Source organism: Roseovarius gahaiensis, assembly GCF_011601345.1.
In the GTDB taxonomy this organism is placed as follows: domain Bacteria; phylum Pseudomonadota; class Alphaproteobacteria; order Rhodobacterales; family Rhodobacteraceae; genus Roseovarius; species Roseovarius gahaiensis.
The window spans coordinates 127,549-144,668 of record NZ_JAAORB010000001.1 but is presented as its reverse complement, the minus strand read 5'-3'; the positions used below and the strand labels follow the sequence as shown (position 1 = coordinate 144,668).

Here is a 17,120-nt window from a genome sequence, read left to right as displayed (position 1 = left end):
AAAATTTCATAATTCTTCCAAGGGAACACTGTGGCGTAAAAGTGGTTTTCTGCTATTGCGTGAGAGCGGGACAGGAAAATTGAAAGTTGCTTCGATGGATTGGGATAAGCTCAGAATCTTTCACGCTGTGGCCGACGCAGGCAGCCTGACACATGCGGGCGATCAACTGCACCTGTCGCAATCGGCCGTGTCGCGGCAAGTGCGCGCGCTTGAGGAATCATTGAATACCACCCTGTTCCACCGCCATGCGCGTGGGCTGATTCTGACAGAACAGGGCGAATTGTTGTTCGATGCCACCCGTGCCATGCTCAAGCGGTTGGATGCCGCCACCGCGCGCATCCGCGACAGCGAAGAAGAAGTGTTTGGCGAATTGCGCGTCACCACGACCACCGGCTTTGGCACCTTGTGGCTGGCCCCGCGCCTGCCGCAGCTTTACGCCAATTACCCTGATCTCAAGATTGACCTGATGCTGGAAGAACGCGTGCTTGACTTGCCCATGCGCGAAGCCGATGTCGCCATCCGTATGAAAGAACCCAGCCAGGCCGATCTGATCCGCAAGCGCCTGATGACCGTGACGATGTGCCTGTATGCGTCATCTGATTACGTGGCGCAGCACGGCATGCCCACAACCACGGCAGACCTGCATCGTCATCGGCTGATTTGCCAAAACCCACGCTCGGCGCAGGTTGGGGCCGGCGCCATGCTGATCAATGAATTGATGACGCATGATATTCCGTCGCTTCTGACCGTGAACAATTATTTCGGCGTTTTGCAGGGGGTTCTGCACAATCTGGGTATTGGGGTGCTGCCGGACTATCTGACCCATGAATACTCCAATCTTGTGCAAGTCCTGCCAGATGTGCATTCGGTCGATGTTCCGGTCTTTCTGGCGTATCCAGAGGAGCTGCGCCACTCCAAGCGCATCGCGGCGTTCCGGGATTTCGTGCAAGAGCAGATTTTAAGCTACCGCAAAAAGCGCAGAGAACAATCAGACAGCTGATCTTTTGGGCAGCTTCTGATTTAGACATGCACAAAACGCATATCGGTCATGCTGCAACTGCGGCATTATTGCCCTTGATCGGCGCAACACCAATCCCTAAATCCCGGTCATGACAGTGATTGCTTAGCGCATCACTTTCATACCTCCCTGTTGGACTATGGCCGAGCTTAGTGCTCGGCCTTTTTTTTGGGCAACCGGCAGTCCGGCACCTCATTCCGCCCATTTTACATGCAGTCCGCCCGTTTTGCAGTCAGTCTACCGTGTGCCGGACGTTAGATCACGGGCAATTCAGGCCCCGCCAAGGGCGATAGGGCGCTTGGCGCATCTTCGGTGATCACGATGTTTTCCTCGTGGACCATGATCCGCCCCGGTGCCGTATCGATGCAAGGCTCCAGCGTAATCACCATGCCGGGCCGCAACTCGGTCAGGTCCTTCACGGTCAGCGATAGCACCTCGGTCAGTTGCATGCCCAACCCGTGTCCCAAACGCCCCGCGCCATCAGTGCCGCCGACGATATCGGCCATGGCCCGCCAAACCTGGCAGGCCCGTGCACCGGGCCGCGCCGCGGCAAGCCCGGCCTGTGTCGCCTCGATCAGGCGGGCATGGGCAGCCCGTTGCAACGGGGTGGCGCGGCCGATTGCGAAATTCCGGTCAAAATCGCAGAAATACCCATCCCATACCGCGCCGGTATCCAGCATCAGGATATCCCCCTTGGCCAGCGGCGTCTCGGTGGCGGGCGATATCACGTCGCCATACCCGTCCGGGCCAGCGCCGCCCGCCAGATAGGGCACCCAATCGGCCCCTTCCTCCAGCAACAAGCGCTGAAAATCACGAAATACCCGGCTCAGCGGCACGCCCTGCGCGGCAATCTCTCCGACACGGGCAAACGCCCGGCCCGCAATCGCGCAACTTTCTGCAATCTTCGCAATCTCGGCCTCTGACTTCACAGCACGGCACCGCGCCACGATGCCCCGATCATCCATAAATGTCAGGCCACTGGCCTGTTTCAGCCGCTCGAATTCAGCCAAAGGCATGCGCAAGTGGCTTTCCGGCCCCGATGGCACCCCGACAGGGCCGCCCGTTTCGCGCAACGCCTCGGACAAAAGGCTTATCCCGTCATCCTCCGGGTCGGGCGCGGCCCATGTGCGGATATCGTTGATCCATGTCGTGCCCATAAGGGCCGCCCCAATCGACGGGATCACCGCCACCGGATCGCCCGCCGCCGGCAAAATCAGAAACCAAGGGCGGCTTGGGCTTTCCCAGAACCGCGTCAGAAAGCCGGTGAAATAGCGTATCTCGGGCTCGGTGGTCAGCAGCAGCGCCCCCAACCCCGCGTTGGCCATACCCGCTTGCGCACGGGCCAGCCGACCGCGATATTCTTCCACCGGGAATCCCCGGATCATGCCTCGGCCTCTTCGCTGATAATGCACAGAACTCGCGCATCGGCGCGCAGATCCATCTCGCCCAGCGCCGCCAACCCGGCCGCCCCCGATTCCGTGGTCGCCAGCCCCTGTGCGGCCAATTGCGACAGCACCGCGCTGGCCTGCGCATCACGGATGGTGACAAAGGCATCGGCATCACGCGCCAGACCTTTCAACGCAATCAAAGACGGCGTTTTGCAATCCAGCCGCCCCATGTTCGACACCGGGCCATCGGTATCAACCACATGTCCGGCCTTGATCGAAGCGAGCAAGGCTGGCGCGGCCTCGGGCTCAACCACGATGATTTGCGGGGCATCGCCCCAGACATGGCGGAACCACGCCGCACAGGCCCCTGCCAGCCCGCCAACCCCGGCTTGCAATAGGATATGCGTGGGCGGCTCGGGCATTTGCCGCGTCGCCTCGGCGGCCATGGCCAGATACCCCTCCATCAACCGATGCGGCAGATCGAAATAGCCGGGCCATGAACTGTCCGACAAGAGCGTCCAACCCTTTTCATGCGCGGTATCAGCCGCGGCCTGCATGCTGGCCTCGTAATCGCGGCCCGCGCGCACCACCTCGGCCCCTTTGTGGCGCAGCTTTTGCGCGAACACATCCGGCACAGTGTCGGACAGGTAAACAACCGCCCGCGCCCCGAATATCTGCGCCCCTGCGGCCACAGACAGCCCGTGATTGCCCGCGCTTGCAGTCACATAAGTGCGGCCCGCCAGTGCGCGCGCCATATCCGACGTGCCGGTCGCGGCGGCCTGATGCGCAATCACATAAGCCGCACCCAGCGCCTTGAAGCTGCCCAGCCCCATGCGGCCGCGTTCATCCTTGGCCCAGACACGGGGGACGAAACCCGACACTTCGACCAGCGGGGTTTCCGCCGCCGCCGGACACCGCGCCAAGAGGCCTTCGACGGTCCCTGCGTCGAGGCTTGGGGCCGGTGCGCCGTGCAAAACCTGATCCGGCAGGCCCGTGCCCCGCCATGGATTGTCTAACCTGTTCATGTTGTCTCCCTGTCTGACACATCATAGCAATGCCAAAGCGCCGCTTGGGTCAAGCATCCTTGCGCGCCCCCTTCCCCCGGCCCGCGCCATGCACTAAAGAGGCATCAACCGGACCACCGAGGGGGAATCCATTCACATGCAGGACCCGGCAATCACGCCCGAACTGATCGAGGCCCACGGCCTCAAGGCCGACGAATATCAACTGATCCTCGATATCATCGGCCGCGAACCCACATTCACCGAGCTGGGCATCTTCAGCGCCATGTGGAACGAACACTGTTCCTACAAGTCGTCCAAGAAATGGCTGCGCACCCTGCCCACCGAAGGGCCACAGGTGATCTGCGGGCCGGGCGAAAACGCCGGGGTTGTCGATATTGGCGACGGGCAAGCGGTGATCTTCAAAATGGAAAGCCACAACCACCCCAGCTATATCGAGCCCTACCAAGGCGCAGCGACGGGTGTGGGCGGTATCCTGCGCGATGTGTTCACCATGGGCGCGCGGCCTATCGCGTCGATGAACTCGCTGTCGTTCGGCGAACCCGACCACCCCAAGACACGCCAGCTGGTGCATGGTGTGGTCGAAGGGATCGGCGGCTATGGCAACTGTTTCGGCGTGCCGTGCGCGGGTGGCGAGGTGCGGTTTGATCCGGCCTATAACGGCAATTGCCTTGTGAACGCCTTTGCTGCCGGTCTGGCCGATGCCGATAAGATTTTCTACTCAGCCGCATCCGGTGTTGGCATGCCCGTTGTGTATCTGGGCGCCAAAACGGGCCGCGACGGTGTCGGCGGTGCCACCATGGCCAGCGCCGAGTTTGACGAAACCATCGAAGAAAAGCGCCCCACCGTTCAGGTTGGCGACCCGTTCACTGAAAAACGCCTGATGGAAGCCACGCTGGAATTGATGGCCACCGGGGCTGTGATCTCGATTCAAGATATGGGCGCGGCAGGCCTGACTTGTTCAGCGGTGGAAATGGGCGACAAGGGCAATCTGGGTGTGCGCCTCAACCTCGAAGACGTGCCGTGCCGTGAAGAAAACATGACCGCCTACGAAATGATGCTGTCGGAAAGCCAAGAACGCATGCTGATGGTCCTGCGCCCAGAAAAAGAGGCCGAAGCCAAGGCGGTGTTTGACAAATGGGATCTCGATTTCGCCATCGTCGGCGAAACCATCCCCGAGGATCGCTTCCTCATCATGCACAACAACACCGTCAAGGCCGACCTGCCCCTAAAGGCGCTGTCGGGCAACGCGCCCGAATATGACCGTCCTTGGGTGGAAACCGTCGCCGCAGAACCGCTTGATCCAGCCAGCGTGCCGGGTGTCGACCCTGTTGATGGGCTGCGCGCGCTGCTTGCCTCGCCCAATTACTGCGCGCGGCAGTGGGTCTATGAACAATACGACACGATGGTGATGGCCGACACCGCCCGTACACCGGGCCAAGGCGCGGGGCTGATCCGCGTGCATGGCACTGATAAGCAGTTGGCCTTCACATCGGATGTGACGCCGCGCTACGTCAAGGCCAACCCCGTCGAGGGCGGCAAACAGGCCGTGGCCGAGGCCTATCGCAACCTGACAGCCCTTGGCGCGGTGCCGCTGGCCACCACCGACAACATGAACTTCGGCAACCCCAAAAAGCCTGAAATAATGGGCCAATTCGTTGGCGCTATCAAAGGGATCGGCGCTGCCGTGTCGGCGCTGGATATGCCCATCGTGTCGGGCAATGTCTCGCTTTACAATGAAACCGACGGGCAGGCGATCCTTCCCACCCCCACCATCGGCGCCGTCGGCCTGATCCGAGACCCCGAAACCGCCATCACCGGCGAGGTGCGCGACGGCCATATGGCCATATTGATCGGCGACACCGCCGGGCATCTGGGGCAGTCGGCATTGCTGGCCGAAGTCTATAACCGTGTCGAAGGCGACGCGCCGCCGGTCGATCTGGAGATCGAAAAGCGCAACGGTGATTTTATCCGCGCGAACCATGCGCTGATCAAGGCCTGCACCGATCTGTCCGATGGCGGTCTGGCGCTGGCCGCCTTTGAAATGGCCGAGGCCGCAGGCGTGGGCGTTCAACTTGCCAGCGACGATACCGCTTTCTTGTTTGGCGAAGATCAGGCGCGCTATCTGGTGGCCTGTAACTTTGATCAGGCCGAGGCGCTTATGATCGAAGCGGGCCGCGCCGGTGTGCCTGTGCAAACCGTAGGCCGATTTACCGGCGACACGGTGCAATTCGGCACATCAGAGGCCACACTTTCGGATCTGTCGCATCAGTTCCGCACCAGTTTCGGCGCGCATTTCGCCTGATCGTGCATCGTGGGCAGGGTCTGACCCTGCCCGCTCTTGCACGCCACGCAGCCGCGCTCTACATCTTTTGGAAGAAGAGCAACAGGAGATCCCGCATGCCAATTCAAGCTCAGGAAATCGAGGATTTGATCCGCGCTGCATTTCCCGACGCCAAAATTAAAATCACCGATCTGGCAGGCGACGGGAACCACTACGCCGCCGAGGTCGTGGACGCCGCTTTCAAAGGCATGAACCGGGTTCAGCAACAGCGCGCCGTCTATGCCGCGCTTAAGGGCAAGATGGATGGCCCCAGTGGCGACTTGCACGCGCTGGCCCTGACAACCAAGGCACCTGACTAACCAATGGATGTACGGACCATCGTCTTCTTTCTGCTGACACCCTTCGTCTTGGTGTTCATTTATGCCGCATGGCACGAATACGGGCGATTCAAGCGCGAAGGCCCGTCTTCTTATGGATTGACCTACGATCCAGAAACCAACACCACCCATGTCGGGGCGCTGCCTGACGACGACGATGGGTTCGATCCCGAAGATTTTGACCCCGAAGACACACCCGACGCAGAGCAAACGGCCTCCGATGCATCGGACCAAGACACCAACGCACAGGACATCAAATCATGACCGACGCAAAAAACCAGATCGACGAAACCGTCAAAGCAAACGACGTCGTGCTTTACATGAAGGGCACCAAGGATATGCCGCAATGCGGGTTTTCCAGCCGTGTGGCCGGAGTGCTGAATTTCATGGGCGTGGAGTTCGCGGATGTGAACGTGCTGGCTGATGAAAATATCCGCCAAGGCATCAAGGATTATTCTGATTGGCCCACCATCCCGCAGCTTTACGTCAAAGGCGAGTTTGTGGGCGGCTGCGACATCATCACCGAAATGACCCTGTCGGGCGAGCTTGACCAATTGTTCGCGGACAACGGCGTGACTTTCGACAAAGACGCGGCCGACAAAATCCGTGAGGCCAACGCCTGACTCATCAGGCGCACTGAACATCAAAGCCCGGCCCACCTGTTGGTGGCCGGGTTTTTCTTTTGCATCTCGCAAACCTCTCAGGGATCGCGTTTCTCGGCCCCGCCTTCAATCTGATCGGCCAAGGATTCCGTGCGCGCTGCAATCTCGGCCATGGCATCCGTCACTGCCTGTGGCACCACCGGCACCTCGATATGCTGCGGTTCGGGCGCGGGCGCGTTGCGCAACTGGTCCAACTCGGCCTCTTTTTCGGCCATGCGGTCCTCCATCGCGCGCAGCTTGTCCTGCACGCCCGCTGTCTTGTCGGCCAACATCAGCCCGGCCATCAACAGCATGCGCGCCTCGGGAATACGCCCGATCTGCGCGGTCAGAACCGAAGCCTCTTCATCCAACATCTTGGCCGCCGCCTTCAGATAGTGTTCTTCGCCTTCCTGACAGGCCACCTCGAACGTGCGGCCACCGATTTCAATCTCGACCTCTGGCATCAGGCGTCCTCCGACTGGGATTGATCGTTTGTCGCGGCCCCCGCGTCCAGAATGCGGCCCAACTCGGCCAGAATGGCATCGGCTTCGGCCTGATCGGCGGCATGAGTGGCGCGCAGCCCTTCAAGCTCGGCCAACATCGCCTTGTTGATCAGATGCGGTTCCGCCACGCCTGCGGCATTGGCCTCGCGAAGGGTCGCGTTGTTTTCGCGCAATTGCTGATTGGCCGTGCGCAACGATTGCAGGTCACGATCCAGCGTTTCGATCTTGCTGGCCAACTCATCTCGTGCGCGGGCCGCAACCTCGGCCTGTGCATCCTGCTTGTCACGCAGCTTTTTCAGACGCTCTTCCAATTGCGCACTGGCCAGTCGTTCATCCTCCAACTGCTGCTTGAGTGTCTCAACTTCCTGCACGTCGGGCCCGGCCTGCTGACCTTCAAGCCCCTGACCGATCCGGTCCAGTGCTGCAATGATCCTGCGTTGTAATTCGTCGATCTGGCTCATTCGTGGCGATTCCCCTGCTTGCCTCGGGTCGCGGCCACGCGAATCGCTTGTGGGCCGCTTTGGACCCAAGTTTAGCGAATGGCGCAACGAAATGCGCCCCCCTATGCCAATGCATGCCACCATGGGCGCCCGGCATGCTTGATCTTTGACCCCGGCCTGATATTCAGCGGCTGAAGACTGCCAATCAAAGGATGACCCCGTGGATATCGCCGCCCTGCGCACTTCCAATCCCGATCACTGGACCAAAGCCGCCGCAATCCGCGCCCTGACGCTGGATGCTGTGGCCGCCGCAAATTCTGGCCATTCCGGCATGCCAATGGGCATGGCCGATGTCGCCACCGTGCTGTTTGAAAAGCACCTCAAATTTGATGCCGCCACCCCCGACTGGCCTGACCGCGACAGGTTTATCCTGTCGGCGGGGCACGGCTCGATGCTGCTGTATTCGTTGCTGCACCTGACCGGCTATCAGGACATGACGCTTGAGCAGATCAAGAACTTCCGCCAGTGGGGCGCGATCACGGCGGGCCACCCGGAATACGGCCACGCCAAGGGGATTGAGACCACCACCGGTCCCTTGGGTCAGGGCATTTCCAACGCCGTCGGCTTTGCCATGGCCGAAGAAATGCTGCGGGCTCGTTTTGGCCGTAAACTGGTTGATCATCACACCTACGCCATCGCCGGGGATGGTTGCCTGATGGAAGGCGTCAGCCAAGAGGCCATCACCCTTGCCGGTCGCCATAGCCTTGGCAAGTTGATCGTGTTCTGGGACAATAACAACATCACCATCGACGGCACCGTCGATCTGGCGGACCGCACCGATCAGGTGAAACGCTTCCGCGCTGCGGGCTGGCAGGTTCTGGAAATCGACGGCCACGACCCGGCAGCGATTGATCAAGCCATCACCGCGGCCAAGACCACGCGCAAGCCGACGATGATCGCCTGCGCCACGCATATCGCCCTTGGCCACGCCGCGCAGGACACCTCCAAGGGTCACGGCGCGCTGACCGACGCCACCCAACTGGCCGCCGCGAAAGAGGCCTATGGCTGGCCTCATGGCCCCTTCGAAGTGCCCGCTGAGGTGAAATCGGCATGGGAGGCCATCGGATCGCGCGGTGGCGCGGACCGCGAAGCCTGGGAGGGTCGCCTGTCGGAGATGCCCGAGCGTCGCCAGAAGGAATTCGCCCGCATCTTCGCGCGGGATGTTCCCAAAAGCCTGTCGGCCCGTATCAAGGCCCTCAAGAAACAGATTTCCGAAGAGCAGCCCAAGGTGGCCACCCGTAAATCCAGCGAAATGGTGCTAGAGGTGGTCAACCCGGTCATGCCCGAAACCGTCGGCGGCTCGGCCGATCTGTCGGGATCGAACAACACCCGTTCGGGCGACATGACCGTGTTTGACGTGGACAACCGCAAGGGCCGCTACGTGCACTGGGGCATTCGTGAACACGGCATGGCCGCCGCGATGAACGGCATGGCGCTGCATGGCGGCATCCGTCCCTATGGCGGCACCTTCATGTGCTTTACCGACTACGCCCGCCCGGCGATGCGTCTGGCTGCGCTGATGCGTATTCCCACCGTGTTCGTCATGACCCATGACAGCATCGGTCTGGGCGAAGACGGCCCGACCCACCAACCGGTCGAGCATCTGGCCATCAGCCGCGCAACCCCCAACACCTATGTGTTCCGCCCCTGCGACACCGTGGAAACCGCCGAAGCATGGGAAATCGCCCTGCGCTCTAAGGACACGCCATCGGTGCTGTCACTGACGCGCCAAGGCGTGGCCACCCTGCGGGTTGAGCACAAGAACAAGAACCTCACCGAACAGGGCGCTTATGTTTTGGCCGACGCCGAAGGCAAGCGTCAGGCGGTCCTGATCGCCACCGGCTCTGAGGTGGAAATCGCCATGCAGGCCCGCGATCTGCTACAGGCCGACGGCATCGGCACCCGTGTGGTTTCGATGCCCTGCATGGAATTGTTCGCCGATCAGGACGAGGCCTACCGCAAACGCGTCTTGCCCGGTGGCCCTGTCCGCGTCGGCGTCGAGGCGGCGGTGCAGCAAGGCTGGGATCGCTGGCTGTGCGGCGAGCGGGGCCGCGAGACGAAAGCCGGCTTTGTCGGCATGGACAGCTTTGGCGCTTCCGCGCCCGCAGGCACGCTTTACGAAAAATTCGGAATCACCGCGCAGGCCGTGGCCGAAAAGGCCAAATCCCTGCTCTGATCGCGGCGCACTGACAAGAAAAGGCCCGGACGCGCGCAACGTCCGGGCCTTTTTTTTCCGTTATCAGACCTTGCCCATCCACTGCTGAGCCCGCCATGAAATCAGCCAAACCGGGGAAACGATGCAAGCCCCGGCTATTTACATCCCTCACCTGTCCGGAGTTTCCCACTCTGACGCGGGCACATTGCGCCGCCGCAACCGTATTGCCAGCCCAAGCGCCACGCCAACCCCGATCGCCAAGGCCAGATCGGTCACCACCGTCAGAACCAACGTTATAATCATCAAAAACCGGTCCGAGCGCCGCTCTTTCAGATAGCCGCGCCAACGGTGCGGCTCGCTCATGTTCCAAGCTGTCAAGATCAACAAACCGGCCAGCGCGGGCATCGCCATGAACCCGGCCAGCGGCGCGGCCACCAGCATCACGATCAGGATCACCACCGCATGAACCAGCCCCGCCACCGGGGTCTTGCCGCCCGCGCGCACATTGGTCGCGGTTCGGGCAATCGCACCCGTCGCGGGCAGCCCCCCAAACAGGCCCGATCCCAGATTGGCCGCCCCTTGCGCCAATAACTCGGCATTCGGTCGATGCTGCCCGCCAATCATCCGGTCGGCCACCATCGCTGACAACAGCGATTCAACCCCGGCCAGAAACGCGATCACCAGCGCCGAAGGCAGCAACTCTTTGATCCGTGAAAGGCTTATCTCGGGCAAAGACGGCACAGGCAAAGCCTGTGGCAAAGCCCCAAAGCGCGACTGAATGGTGTCCACCGGCCAGCCCATCAGCGCCACCAGCCCTGATGTAAGCCCAACCGCCACGATCAAGCCCGGAAAGCGCGGAAACGCCCGCCGCAAGCCCACGATCAGCCCCATGGTCACCAGACCAATGGCCAGCGCCGACGCGTTCAACGTTTCCTGCGCGCCCCATAACGCAGCCAGCTTTCCAAAAAACTCCGCCGGAACTTCGGGCAATGAAAGGCCCAGGAGATCCTTGATCTGACTGGTGGCAATCACCACTGCAATGCCGATGGTGAACCCGTTGATCACCGGCTCGGGCACCAACCGGATCAACCGCCCGGCCCGCAACAGCCCCGCCACCAGCAAGATCACCCCAGCCATCAGCGTCGCCAGAACCAACCCGTCATAGCCATGCTCGGCAATCACGCCAAACACGACCACGATAAAGGCGCCGGTTGGCCCGCCAATCTGCACTCGGCTTCCGCCAAGGGCCGAAATCAACCCACCCGCTACAATCGCGGTCACCAGCCCTGTCTCGGGCGCTGCACCCGATGCAATCGCAATCGCAAGGCTAAGCGGCAAAGCCACCATCGCAACGGTGATCCCGGCCATAAGATCGGCACCAAAAGTTTGCCGGTCATAGGTTTGCAACGTGGTGAAAATCTTGGGCGTCATGTCAACACTTTGCGTCCGGTATCCAACGGCTGCAAGCCGATTGGTTTTGCATCCCATATCATTGGCCTGTGTCTCTGGCCTCAGCCTGTCACACCGGCTAGGCTCTCCAAATGGCACAGCTTTTGATCATCTACCACTCACGCACCGGCGGCAGTCAGCAGATGGCGCAGGCCGCGCATGACGCCGCGAAAGGCGAAACCGAAACCGTCCTGAAACCTGCCGATCAGGCCGGTCCCGACGATTTGCTGGCCGCCGATGGCTATCTTTTCTGCGCGCCCGAAAATCTTGCCGCACTGTCAGGCGTGATGAAGGATTTCTTTGATCGTTGTTATTATCCCGTTCTGGGCCGGATCGAGGGCCGCGCCTACGTCCAGATGGTCTGTGCCGGGTCCGATGGCGAAAACGCCGTGCGCCAAACCGCGCGCATCGCCCAAGGCTGGCGGCTGCGTGCGGTGCAAGAGGCGCTGATCATCTGCACCCACGCCCAATCGCCCGAGGATATCCTTGCGCCCAAAACGATCCCCAACGACGAATTGGCCAAATGCCGCGACATCGGGCAGGCGCTGGCGGCGGGCTTGGCCATGGGCCTGTTCTAACGCGCGTTCCACCAGAAACCCGGCCTGCTTTGGTATAGATACGGCTTCGTCATCACGGCGAACACGCGCCTCAGGCCGGCATCACGCTGGTCCAAAGCGGTTTGATGATTTTCACCCCAATGGGAATCAAGACAACGCCAAGCGCAAGGCCAAACACCCCGTCCAGACCGGCGGTCACGCCCCATTCAAGCGCGCCTTGCCAGTTGCCCGTTCCTTGCGCCGCGGCGACAGCGACATGGTGAACCCAGTCATACGGTGCCGAAACCGCCATCTGGTCCAAAGCGTGCAGAATGATCGAGCCGCCCACCCATAGCATCGCCGCCGTGCCGACGATCATCAACAGTTTCATAAAAGCAGGCATTGCATGCACGATCCCGCGTCCGATGGCGCGGGTCAGGCCCCAGCGTCCGCGCTCGGCCATGAACAGCCCCACATCATCCGCTTTCACAATCAGGGCCACGGCCCCATAGACCAAAACCGTGATTCCGACCGCAACCATGGCCAGCGTGGCGGCCTCCATCCAGAAATTGCTTTCGGGGATCGCAGCCAAGGAAATGGTCATGATTTCGGCGGATAGAATGAAATCAGTCTTGATCGCGCCTTTGACCTTGGTTTCTTCCAGATGCGTGGCATCGCCTTCGGTGTGGCTTCCGTCGGGGCCACCATGACCCTTGCCAAAGCCAAGCGCATGGGCAATCTTTTCTGCGCCTTCAAAACATAAATACGCACCGCCCAGCATCAACAAGGGCGGAATCAGCCACGGCGCAAAGGCCGCTAATGCCAGCCCCGCAGGTAATAAAAACACCAGCTTGTTGAACGCCGAGGCCCGCGCGATCCGCCAGACCATCGGCAATTCGCGCGCCGGCGCAAAGCCTTGCATGTATTTCGGCGTGACAGCCGCATCGTCAATCGCCGCGCCTGCGGCCTTTGATCCGGCCTTGGCCGCCTGCCCGGCCACGTCATCTACCGACGCCGCCGCCATCTTGGCGATGCCTGCCACATCGTCCAAAAGTGCCATCAATCCACTCATACCAACCCCTTTGCTTGCCGCTGTCCTTTAGTTCTTCGTTAGCGCCATCATGTCAAGCCCTGCCATGGATCGCTTGGTTTTGCGATAACGGTTACCGCTAACATATTGAGATAGCGCTAAAATTGCCGTTTTTCACCTTTCAGCACAGTGTCGCGCCGTCTATATCGCAGACAACCCGAAAACGCAGGAGATACGCATGACCATCACCGTCGGCATCAATGGTTTCGGCCGAATCGGCCGCTGCACGCTGGCCCATATCGCGGCCAGCACCCGCAACGATATCAAGGTGGTCAAGGTCAATGCCACAGGCCCTTTGGAAACCGCAGCGCACTTGCTCAAATACGACAGCGTGCATGGCCGCTTCCCGCATGAGATCACGCTTGGCGATAGCACCATGGATCTGGGCCGTGGGCCGATGCAGATGTATTCCACCTATGACATGGATGCGCTGGACTGGTCGGGTGTCGATGTGGTTCTGGAATGCACCGGCAACTTTAACGACGGCCTGAAAGCCCAAAAGCATCTTGAGCGCGGCGCCGGTAAAGTGCTGCTGTCGGCCCCCGGCAAGAACGTCGACCGCACTGTGGTTTACGGCGTCAACCACAACGACCTGCAAGCTGATGAGCGGATGATCTCGAACGGGTCTTGCACCACCAACTGCCTTGCCCCGCTGGCCAAGGTGCTGAACGAAACGATTGGCATCGAGTCGGGCATCATGACAACGATCCACGCCTATACAGGCGATCAGCCCACGCTGGACCGCCGGCACAGCGATTTGTATCGCGCCCGCGCCGCCGCGATGTCGATGATTCCCACCTCGACCGGTGCCGCAAAGGCCTTGGGCGAGGTTCTGCCCGACCTCAAGGGCAAGCTGGACGGCTCGGCCATTCGCGTGCCAACCCCCAACGTCTCGGCCGTGGACCTGACATTCGTCGCCAAGAAAGACGTGACGGCCGAGGATGTGAACGCCGTGGTCGCCGAAGCCGCCGCAGGCCCGATGAAAGGTGTTCTGGGCTATGATCCCGAACCAAAGGTCAGCGTCGATTTCAACCACACCGAGGAAAGCTCGATCTTTGCGCCCGATCAGACACGAGTGACGGGCGGGCGCTTGGTGCGGGTGCTGGCATGGTATGACAACGAATGGGGCTTTTCGTGCCGCATGGCCGATGTGGCCGTGGCCATGGGCCGCTTGTCTTAAAAACGGTCTCAACCCTTTTAAAATCACAGAACCCCGGTGCATCCGCGCCGGGGTTTTTTAGTGCCCATTGCCGGGATATGCGCCCATCAACCTGAGTTATAGGCGGGCCAAATGAACCTTAGGTCAATGGATGCGGCACGCCGTTCCCGTCACTTTCGGTGTCATCGCGGGCCACAACGCGCCCTGTGATCAACACAATCAACATCCCCCGAAAGGACACATCATGACACGCATCATCGCACTGGCCCTTGCCATCACCGCAGGCAGCATGGCGCAGGCCTCGGACGACTATATGAAAATCGACCCCGCCAAAGCCGAGCAGATCAAGGCGCAGCTAAGCGCGCAGGGCTATGACGTGCGCAAGATCGAGATGGAGGACGGCATGTACGAGGCCTACGCCCTCAAGGACGGTGCCCGCTATGAAATCTACCTCAACAGAGATCTGAGCATCGTGAAAACCGAAATTGATGATTGACGGTTTGGGGCCGGCACGCCCGGCCCCGCCCCACAACGGAGATTGCCATGACCAAGATCAAAGTCTGGGATCCGTTCGTCAGGGTCTTTCACTGGTCACTTGTGATCGGATTTGCCGCGAACGCCCTGTTTGTCGACGATGACAGTAAGCTGCATGAATGGGTCGGTTACGCCGTTGTCGCCCTTGTGCTCGCGCGTATCCTTTGGGGGCTTGTCGGACCACACACCGCGCGGTTCGCAAGTTTCCTGCCCGGCCCTGCCGCAGTTATGGAACAAGTCACCGATATAGCCACACAGCGCCGGCGCACACATCTGGGTCATACGCCGCTAGGCGCATTGATGATCGTGAACCTGATGGCGACAATGCTGGCCATCGGCGCGACCGGCTACATGATGACCACAAACATGTTCTGGGGCGTGGACTGGGTGGAAGACACCCACGAAGCCTTGGTGATATGGGCCGAAATTTCGGTTGTGCTGCACATCGTGGCGGTGGTCTGGGAAAGCTGGCGCACGGGGGTAAATCTGCCACGAGCGATGGTAACGGGTATCAAAACCATCCCAGACAACGTAAACTTGGTCAGATGAAACAAACCCACCCTGACCGCCCCGGCGCACTGATTTTCCTGATTGCCGTGCAGGCGCTTTGCGCCGGGTTTTTCCTATGGGACGTTCTGGAGGATACACGGCCTGATGGCTTGCGTGCGCTGATCAATTTGCACATTGCCATCGAAGCGCTGGCCGCGTTCGGCCTGATTGTCGCGGTGGTCTTTGAAACCCGATATCTCATGCGTCTTTTGCGGCGCAAGGCGCATCTTGAACAGCAAGTCTCGGTCGCGGCGGGGGCATTTCATGACATCATGCAAGCGCATTTTCGCACATGGGGCCTGACCCCGGCCGAGGAAGACGTGGCGACATTCACGATCAAGGGTTTCTCGATTGCTGAAATCGCCGCAATAAGAGGCGCGGCGCAAGGCACCGTGAAGTCTCAATTGAACGCGATTTATCGCAAGGCCGGGGTGACAGGGCGCGGTGGCCTCCTCAGTGTATTGATCGACGATCTTCTGAACGCTCCGCTGATGCCCTCGGACATCAAGCCCCGCCAACAACCTGCGTGACTTGCGCGGCGCGCTCTGGCATCTAGGGGCGCAATCGTGGATCGCAAAGGCAAGTACAGCATGACCAACGCAACCTCTGTCGGGCTGGGCGTGATCATCCTGATCGGCTTGGGGATTGATGCCACTCAGTTTGACTGGTCGGGCACCCTGTTTCTGGCCCGAAAGCTGACCGACATGATCGAGTGGATGGCCTTTTGGCGCTGATCTGCGCGCGGCTTGCCGCTGGCTAAGCAATTTTGAGCAGCCCCCTGTTGACGGATCGTGGCCGCGGCGATTATACACCCGGTTGACTGGAATTGTTAGCGCTAACAAACACGCAGGAGAAAACCATGCCAATCAGACTTGCCATCAACGGGTTCGGCCGGATCGGACGAAACGTATTGCGCGCCATCGTGGAGTCGGGCCGCACTGATGTTGAAATCGTTGCGATCAATGATTTGGCCCCGGTTGCAACCAATGCCCACCTGCTGGAATTCGATAGCGTCCATGGTCGGTTTCCCGGCACAATCCAGACGCAGGAAAACAGCATTGACGTCGGGCGCGGGCCAATCCGGGTGACCGCCCTGCGCGACCCGTCCGACCTGCCGTGGGACGATGTCGATATCGCCTTGGAATGCACCGGCTTGTTCACCGACCGCGACAGCGCGGCCAAGCACCTGAACAACGGATCAAACCGGGTGCTGGTCTCGGCCCCCGCCAAGGGCGCGGACCGCACCGTTGTTTATGGCGTCAATCACGACACGCTGACTGTGGATGACCTGATCGTCTCAAACGCGTCCTGCACGACCAACTGTCTTGCCCCGATGGTCAAGGCCCTGCATGACGCCATCGGCATCACGCGGGGGTTCATGACCACGATCCACAGCTACACCGGCGACCAGCCCACGCTGGACACCGCGCATAAGGATCTGTATCGCGCCCGCGCCGCAGGGCTGAACATGATCCCCACATCGACCGGCGCAGCGCGGGCCGTGGGGCTGGTGCTGCCCGATCTGGCTGGCAAGCTGGACGGCACCGCCATTCGCGTGCCGACCCCCAATGTCAGCGCCGTTGACCTGACATTCGAAGCCGCGCGTCACACGACCGCCGAGGAAATCAACGAAGCCATCGCAAACGCGGTGCAAAACGGCCCTCTGGCCGGGGTGTTGGACATCACCAACCGTGAGCTGGTGTCATCAGACTTCAACCACCATCCAGCCAGCTCGGTTTTTGCCACCGATCAGACGCGGGTCATGGACGGCACGATGTGCCGGGTTCTCAGCTGGTATGACAACGAATGGGGCTTTTCGAACCGGATGGTCGACACGGCCGCCGCCATGGGCGCCCTGCACAGCAAAGGCGGCGCGGGTCACAACACCACGACGCGGACCCCCGAACACGTATAA

Annotated in this window: 19 protein-coding genes; 13 read left to right on the top strand and 6 right to left on the bottom strand. The window is 60.8% G+C overall.

Annotated elements, in window-relative coordinates; genetic code table 11:
• Positions 1 to 94: 94 nt before the first annotated feature.
• Positions 95 to 1,000, top strand: a complete 906-nt coding sequence (locus tag HAT86_RS00700) for a LysR family transcriptional regulator (protein ID WP_167192670.1) — start codon at positions 95 to 97, stop codon at positions 998 to 1,000.
• A 272-nt stretch (positions 1,001 to 1,272) separates the two neighbouring features.
• Here HAT86_RS00700 and HAT86_RS00695 read toward each other — a convergent pair whose 3' ends face one another.
• Entirely contained in the window at positions 1,273 to 2,403 is a 1,131-nt protein-coding gene (locus HAT86_RS00695) for a M24 family metallopeptidase (protein ID WP_167192669.1), read from the bottom strand.
• The gene (locus HAT86_RS00690) at positions 2,400 to 3,431 is read right to left on the bottom strand and encodes a pyridoxal-phosphate dependent enzyme (protein WP_167192668.1); all 1,032 of its coding nucleotides are present in this window, start codon (positions 3,429 to 3,431) and stop codon (positions 2,400 to 2,402) included. Before HAT86_RS00690 ends, HAT86_RS00695 begins: the two co-directional genes overlap by 4 nt.
• 136 nt (positions 3,432 to 3,567) lie before the next feature.
• Here HAT86_RS00690 and purL point away from each other — a divergent pair, with 136 nt between their 5' ends.
• From purL to grxD, 4 genes are all read left to right on the top strand, one after another.
• The gene (purL, locus tag HAT86_RS00685) at positions 3,568 to 5,733 is read left to right on the top strand and encodes a phosphoribosylformylglycinamidine synthase subunit PurL (protein WP_167192667.1); all 2,166 of its coding nucleotides are present in this window, start codon (positions 3,568 to 3,570) and stop codon (positions 5,731 to 5,733) included.
• Between the two features lie 95 nt (positions 5,734 to 5,828).
• Positions 5,829 to 6,071, top strand: a complete 243-nt coding sequence (locus HAT86_RS00680; protein ID WP_167192666.1) for a BolA/IbaG family iron-sulfur metabolism protein — start codon at positions 5,829 to 5,831, stop codon at positions 6,069 to 6,071.
• Between the two features lie 3 nt (positions 6,072 to 6,074).
• Positions 6,075 to 6,353 (top strand): hypothetical protein, encoded by a 279-nt coding sequence (locus HAT86_RS00675; protein ID WP_196780456.1) that lies wholly within the window; start codon positions 6,075 to 6,077, stop codon positions 6,351 to 6,353.
• Positions 6,350 to 6,712 (top strand): Grx4 family monothiol glutaredoxin, encoded by a 363-nt coding sequence (gene grxD, locus HAT86_RS00670; RefSeq protein ID WP_167192665.1) that lies wholly within the window; start codon positions 6,350 to 6,352, stop codon positions 6,710 to 6,712. The genes HAT86_RS00675 and grxD overlap by 4 nt, the downstream gene beginning before the upstream one ends.
• A gap of 77 nt (positions 6,713 to 6,789) precedes the next feature.
• On the opposite strand, the gene HAT86_RS00665 is transcribed toward grxD, so the two are convergent.
• Entirely contained in the window at positions 6,790 to 7,194 is a 405-nt protein-coding gene (locus HAT86_RS00665) for a cell division protein ZapA (RefSeq protein ID WP_167192664.1), read from the bottom strand.
• Entirely contained in the window at positions 7,194 to 7,694 is a 501-nt protein-coding gene (locus HAT86_RS00660) for a hypothetical protein (protein WP_167192663.1), read from the bottom strand. The genes HAT86_RS00665 and HAT86_RS00660 overlap by 1 nt, the downstream gene beginning before the upstream one ends.
• Positions 7,695 to 7,893: 199 nt before the next feature.
• Here HAT86_RS00660 and tkt point away from each other — a divergent pair, with 199 nt between their 5' ends.
• Positions 7,894 to 9,909: a transketolase gene (tkt, locus tag HAT86_RS00655; RefSeq protein ID WP_167192662.1), complete on the top strand. Its 2,016-nt coding sequence runs from the start codon at positions 7,894 to 7,896 to the stop codon at positions 9,907 to 9,909.
• 147 nt (positions 9,910 to 10,056) lie between these two features.
• On the opposite strand, the gene HAT86_RS00650 is transcribed toward tkt, so the two are convergent.
• Complete coding sequence (locus HAT86_RS00650) at positions 10,057 to 11,319, bottom strand: SulP family inorganic anion transporter (RefSeq protein ID WP_167192661.1); 1,263 nt, start codon at positions 11,317 to 11,319, stop codon at positions 10,057 to 10,059.
• A gap of 110 nt (positions 11,320 to 11,429) precedes the next feature.
• Here HAT86_RS00650 and HAT86_RS00645 point away from each other — a divergent pair, with 110 nt between their 5' ends.
• Positions 11,430 to 11,915 carry a flavodoxin family protein gene (locus HAT86_RS00645; protein WP_167192660.1) on the top strand — a complete coding sequence of 162 codons (486 nt, stop codon included), beginning with the start codon at positions 11,430 to 11,432 and terminating at the stop codon, positions 11,913 to 11,915.
• Positions 11,916 to 11,985: 70 nt separating this feature from the next.
• Here HAT86_RS00645 and HAT86_RS00640 read toward each other — a convergent pair whose 3' ends face one another.
• Positions 11,986 to 12,945 carry a DUF808 domain-containing protein gene (locus HAT86_RS00640; protein ID WP_167192659.1) on the bottom strand — a complete coding sequence of 320 codons (960 nt, stop codon included), beginning with the start codon at positions 12,943 to 12,945 and terminating at the stop codon, positions 11,986 to 11,988.
• 196 nt (positions 12,946 to 13,141) lie between these two features.
• On the opposite strand from HAT86_RS00640, the gene gap (HAT86_RS00635) reads away from it, so the two are divergent.
• The 6 genes from gap (HAT86_RS00635) (at position 13,142) to gap (HAT86_RS00610) (ending at position 17,120) form a co-directional block, all read left to right on the top strand.
• On the top strand, positions 13,142 to 14,143 hold the full coding sequence (gene gap / locus HAT86_RS00635) for a type I glyceraldehyde-3-phosphate dehydrogenase (RefSeq protein WP_167192658.1): 1,002 nt from the start codon (positions 13,142 to 13,144) through the stop codon (positions 14,141 to 14,143).
• Positions 14,144 to 14,366: 223 nt separating this feature from the next.
• On the top strand, positions 14,367 to 14,618 hold the full coding sequence (locus HAT86_RS00630) for a PepSY domain-containing protein (RefSeq protein WP_167192657.1): 252 nt from the start codon (positions 14,367 to 14,369) through the stop codon (positions 14,616 to 14,618).
• Between the two features lie 47 nt (positions 14,619 to 14,665).
• Complete coding sequence (locus tag HAT86_RS00625; protein WP_167192656.1) at positions 14,666 to 15,205, top strand: cytochrome b/b6 domain-containing protein; 540 nt, start codon at positions 14,666 to 14,668, stop codon at positions 15,203 to 15,205.
• Positions 15,202 to 15,735 (top strand): helix-turn-helix transcriptional regulator, encoded by a 534-nt coding sequence (locus HAT86_RS00620; protein ID WP_167192655.1) that lies wholly within the window; start codon positions 15,202 to 15,204, stop codon positions 15,733 to 15,735. Before HAT86_RS00625 ends, HAT86_RS00620 begins: the two co-directional genes overlap by 4 nt.
• 60 nt (positions 15,736 to 15,795) lie before the next feature.
• Complete coding sequence (locus HAT86_RS00615; RefSeq protein ID WP_167192654.1) at positions 15,796 to 15,939, top strand: hypothetical protein; 144 nt, start codon at positions 15,796 to 15,798, stop codon at positions 15,937 to 15,939.
• Positions 15,940 to 16,064: 125 nt separating this feature from the next.
• A complete protein-coding gene (gene gap / locus HAT86_RS00610) occupies positions 16,065 to 17,120 on the top strand; it encodes a type I glyceraldehyde-3-phosphate dehydrogenase (protein WP_167192653.1) in 1,056 nt (351 codons plus the stop codon).

Coding starts and splice junctions, on each gene's coding strand:
- HAT86_RS00650 (WP_167192661.1), bottom strand. CDS start 11,319: ATGACGCCCAAGATTTTCACCACGTTGCAAACCTATGACCGGCAAACT.
- HAT86_RS00615 (WP_167192654.1), top strand. CDS start 15,796: ATGACCAACGCAACCTCTGTCGGGCTGGGCGTGATCATCCTGATCGGC.
- HAT86_RS00690 (WP_167192668.1), bottom strand. CDS start 3,431: ATGAACAGGTTAGACAATCCATGGCGGGGCACGGGCCTGCCGGATCAG.
- HAT86_RS00665 (WP_167192664.1), bottom strand. CDS start 7,194: ATGCCAGAGGTCGAGATTGAAATCGGTGGCCGCACGTTCGAGGTGGCC.
- purL (WP_167192667.1), top strand. CDS start 3,568: ATGCAGGACCCGGCAATCACGCCCGAACTGATCGAGGCCCACGGCCTC.
- HAT86_RS00700 (WP_167192670.1), top strand. CDS start 95: ATGGATTGGGATAAGCTCAGAATCTTTCACGCTGTGGCCGACGCAGGC.
- gap (WP_167192658.1), top strand. CDS start 13,142: ATGACCATCACCGTCGGCATCAATGGTTTCGGCCGAATCGGCCGCTGC.
- gap (WP_167192653.1), top strand. CDS start 16,065: ATGCCAATCAGACTTGCCATCAACGGGTTCGGCCGGATCGGACGAAAC.
- HAT86_RS00645 (WP_167192660.1), top strand. CDS start 11,430: ATGGCACAGCTTTTGATCATCTACCACTCACGCACCGGCGGCAGTCAG.
- HAT86_RS00620 (WP_167192655.1), top strand. CDS start 15,202: ATGAAACAAACCCACCCTGACCGCCCCGGCGCACTGATTTTCCTGATT.
- HAT86_RS00675 (WP_196780456.1), top strand. CDS start 6,075: ATGGATGTACGGACCATCGTCTTCTTTCTGCTGACACCCTTCGTCTTG.
- grxD (WP_167192665.1), top strand. CDS start 6,350: ATGACCGACGCAAAAAACCAGATCGACGAAACCGTCAAAGCAAACGAC.
- HAT86_RS00660 (WP_167192663.1), bottom strand. CDS start 7,694: ATGAGCCAGATCGACGAATTACAACGCAGGATCATTGCAGCACTGGAC.
- HAT86_RS00625 (WP_167192656.1), top strand. CDS start 14,666: ATGACCAAGATCAAAGTCTGGGATCCGTTCGTCAGGGTCTTTCACTGG.
- HAT86_RS00695 (WP_167192669.1), bottom strand. CDS start 2,403: ATGATCCGGGGATTCCCGGTGGAAGAATATCGCGGTCGGCTGGCCCGT.
- HAT86_RS00680 (WP_167192666.1), top strand. CDS start 5,829: ATGCCAATTCAAGCTCAGGAAATCGAGGATTTGATCCGCGCTGCATTT.
- HAT86_RS00640 (WP_167192659.1), bottom strand. CDS start 12,945: ATGAGTGGATTGATGGCACTTTTGGACGATGTGGCAGGCATCGCCAAG.
- HAT86_RS00630 (WP_167192657.1), top strand. CDS start 14,367: ATGACACGCATCATCGCACTGGCCCTTGCCATCACCGCAGGCAGCATG.